The 3326-nt window shown below is 75.1% G+C and carries 4 protein-coding genes; all 4 read left to right on the forward strand.

Going from position 1 to position 3326, the window contains the following annotated elements; genetic code table 11:
- A partial coding sequence (glgA, locus tag ACFW1I_RS33995; RefSeq protein ID WP_384677229.1) for a glycogen synthase occupies positions 1-972 on the forward strand: 972 nt, incomplete at its 5' end.
- Positions 973-1112: 140 nt separating this feature from the next.
- The gene (locus ACFW1I_RS34000) at positions 1113-1568 is read left to right on the forward strand and encodes a VOC family protein (RefSeq protein WP_384677231.1); all 456 of its coding nucleotides are present in this window, start codon (positions 1113-1115) and stop codon (positions 1566-1568) included.
- A 34-nt stretch (positions 1569-1602) separates the two neighbouring features.
- Positions 1603-2559, forward strand: coding sequence for an NADP-dependent oxidoreductase (locus ACFW1I_RS34005; protein ID WP_384677233.1), 957 nt, complete (start codon positions 1603-1605; stop codon positions 2557-2559).
- A 4-nt stretch (positions 2560-2563) separates the two neighbouring features.
- Positions 2564-3196: a nuclear transport factor 2 family protein gene (locus ACFW1I_RS34010; RefSeq protein ID WP_384677235.1), complete on the forward strand. Its 633-nt coding sequence runs from the start codon at positions 2564-2566 to the stop codon at positions 3194-3196.
- Positions 3197-3326 lie beyond the last annotated feature (130 nt).

Below are 3326 nucleotides of genomic sequence, written 5' to 3' on the forward strand. Positions count from 1 at the left end.
GTCCTGTGGTGCGTCTCCCTGCCGCTGTGGGTCGTCGCGCCGCGGGTCGACGGGGGGTGGGTCGGCCTGGGCGGGCCGGCGCCCCGCGCCCGGGCCCGCTTGCGGCGGCGCGCCCCCCCGGGGGGGGGGCGTTGCGGTGACTCGGTGTGGTGGGCGCGCCCCGCGGGCCCCGCCGCCGATCTGGTCGTCGCGGTCTCCGCCGCCATGCGCGAGGACGTCCTCGCCGTGTACCCGCAGGTCGACCCGGCCCGCGGCCGGGTCGTCCACAACGGCATCGACACCGAGGCGCACCGCCCCGACCGGCGCCTCGACGGTCTGCTGCGGCACGGCATCGACCCGTACCGCCCCCTGGTGCTCTTCGTCGGCCGGGTCACCCGGCAGAAGGGGCTCCAGCACCTGCTGCGGGCCGCCTTCGAACTGCCCCCGGACGCCCAGCTCGTGCTCTGCTGCGGGCAGCCCGACACCCCCGAGATCGCCGCCGAGACCGCCGCGCTCGTGGACGACCTGAAGGCGGTGCGCGACGGCGTCGTCCGGTTGGACGGCATGCTCGACGCCCCGACGGTGCGTCAGCTGATGACGCACGCCTCGGTCTTCGTCTGTCCCTCCGTGTACGAGCCGATGGGCATCGTGAACCTGGAGGCGATGGCCTGCGGCACGCCGGTCGTGGCGACCGCCACCGGCGGCATCCCCGAGGTCGTCGTGGACGGGGCGACCGGACTCCTGGTCCCGTTCGAGGCGCGGCCGGCCGGTGCCGCGGGCGTCCCGGGGTCCGCCGACGACGCCGGGGAGCCGGTCGATCCCGGGCGCTTCGCCAAGGATCTGGCGGCGGCGGTCAACCGGCTGCTCGACGACCCCGACCTGGCCGACCGGATGGGCGCGGCGGGGCGGGAGCGGGCCCGGAGCCACTTCTCCTGGGACCGCGCCGCGGAGCGGACGCTCGCGCTCTACCGCGAGGCGCTGGCCGCCCGCTGAGCCGGGGCGCACTCCTCACGGGTCCGTGACCCCCTTCGCGAGGCTGCATGACAATCTGCTTGACAGATTGTCATGCAGCCTGTTGTCTAGGGTCCGGGAAGGGCCGCCCCACCGGTGCATTCATGAGTCAAGGAGCTTTCATGAGCACGTCCACCCAGCCGCCCGCGACGACGGCCGGCGCCCCCCTCGACCACGTCCTCCAGGTCTCCAGCTGTCTGGTCGTCGCCGACCTCGACCGGGCCGTCGACTGGTACGGCACCGTGCTCGACCTGGCCCCCGAGTCCTCCCTCGACATCCCCGCCCGCGGCGAACGCGTCGCCTTCCTGCGCCGCGGACCCGTCGGACTCGAACTCGCAGAACGCCGCGGCTCGGCCGCGCTGCGCCGCGCCGACCCCCCGGAGCACGGCTTCGTCCAGGGCCCCAGCCACCTCGCCTTCCACGTCGACGACCTCGACGCCGTGCTCGCCGCCCTCGCGGGCCGCGGCGCCCGGCCCGTCGTCGGCCCCGTCGACGTGACCCCGCTGGGGCTGCGCGTCGCCTTCCTCCGGGACGTCGAGGGCAACCTCCTCGAATTCCTCCAGCACGTCCCCGTCTGAGCAACCGCCACCACGCACCGTCGAAGGAGCAGAAATGCCACTGATGCGCGCCGTCCGCCAGCACGAGTACGGCGGCCCGGAGGTCCTCCGGGTCGAGGAGGTCGAGCGGCCCGAGCCGCTCTGGACCGAGGTGCTCGTCCGCGTCCACGCCGCCGGCGTCAACCCGGTCGACTGCAAGACCCGCTCCGGCGGCGGCATCTCCGCCACCCAGGGCCCCCTGCCCGTCACCATCGGCTGGGACGTCTCCGGCGTCGTCGAGGCGATCGGCGGCGGCGTCACCCGCTTCGCCGTCGGCGACGAGGTGTACGGCATGGTCAACTTCCCCCGCATAGGCCGGGGTTACGCCGAGTACGTCACAGCCGACTCGCGCCAGCTGGTCCGCAAGCCGGCCGCCCTGACCCACGTCGAGGCCGCCGCCGTCCCGCTGGTCACCCTCACCGCCTGGCAGTCCCTGGTCAGCGTCGGCCGCACCGGCCCCGGCTCCCGCGTCCTCGTGCACGGCGCCGCCGGCGGCCTCGGCCACCTCGCCGTCCAGATCGCCCGCGCCCGCGGCGCCAAGGTCTACGCCACCGCGAGCCCCGACCAGTTCGAGCTGCTCGCCGACTACGGCATCGACGTCCTCATCGACTACACCACCACCCGCTTCGAGGACGTCGCCCACGACATCGACGTCGTCGTCGACACCGTCGCCGGCGAGAACGGTCGCCGCTCGGCGACTCTGCTCCGCGAGGGCGGCGTCCTCGTCTCGCTGCCCGTCCCGCCCGACGAGGAGACCGTCCGCGAGGCCGAACGCCGCGGCGCCCGCGCGGTCTCCCTCACCGTCGAGGCCGACCGCGCCGACCTGGAGGACATCACCGCCCTCGTCGAGGCCGGCGCGCTGCGCCCGCACGTCGGCGACGTCCTGCCGCTGGAGCGCGCCGACAAGGCCCACGAGCTGATCGAGGGCGGCCGGTCGCGCGGCAAGGTCGTCCTCCAGGTGCGGGAGGGCTGAGCCGATGCCGATCATCCGGGTCAGCCTGATCGAGGGCTTCGCCTCCGCCGCCCAGAAGGCGGAGATCACCACCGGCATGACCGAGGCCCTGGTGGACGTGATGGGCGAGGTCGCCCGCCCGTTCGTCTACGTCACGGTCGACGACATGAAGCACGGCGCGACCTCCGTCGGCGGCACCATCCTCAGCGAGGAGATGATGCGCGGCGGGATCGTCGGCACCGAGCGGGAACGGGCCGTCAGGCTCACCGAGCAGCGCGTCGCCGACGCCTACGAGGCCCTGGAGAGCGGCGACGCCGAGCGGATCGCCGAGTTCTGGGACCCCGCCGTCACCTGGTCCGTCCCCGGCTTCCACACCCTGTCCGGCACCCACAAGGGCATCGAGGAGCTCCTGGCCCACGTGGCCCGGCGCCGTGAACTGACCGGTGGCTCCTTCCGCTCGGAGCGGGAGCGGATCCTCGTCGGCCGCGACACCTCCACCGAGGTCCGCCGCGAGTCCGCCGCCCGCGACGACGAGAGCCACCGCGCCCTCGCCGCCGACACCGTGCACGTCCTGACCTGGGAGCAGGGCAAGGTCGTCGCGGGCCGCGAGGCGTACCTCGGCGACCCGGCCGGGGACGCGGAGGCGTTCTGGGCCTGACGCCACGCGCCGCACTGCGGCGCCTCCGAACGTCCGGTGGCGGGGCGCGGCCAACCCCCCCCCCCCGCCCCCCCCCCGGACCCCCCCCCCCCGGCGCCCCCCCGCCCCAGCGGGGGGGGTGAGGGGGGAG

Source organism: Streptomyces sp. NPDC058955 (assembly GCF_042741435.1).
In the GTDB taxonomy this organism is placed as follows: Bacteria; Actinomycetota; Actinomycetes; order Streptomycetales; family Streptomycetaceae; genus Streptomyces.

Bases quoted from the DNA above. Each gene is read 5' to 3' on its own strand.
- ACFW1I_RS34000 (WP_384677231.1), top strand. From the start codon at position 1,113: ATGAGCACGTCCACCCAGCCGCCCGCGACGACGGCCGGCGCCCCCCTC.
- ACFW1I_RS34005 (WP_384677233.1), top strand. From the start codon at position 1,603: ATGCCACTGATGCGCGCCGTCCGCCAGCACGAGTACGGCGGCCCGGAG.
- ACFW1I_RS34010 (WP_384677235.1), top strand. From the start codon at position 2,564: ATGCCGATCATCCGGGTCAGCCTGATCGAGGGCTTCGCCTCCGCCGCC.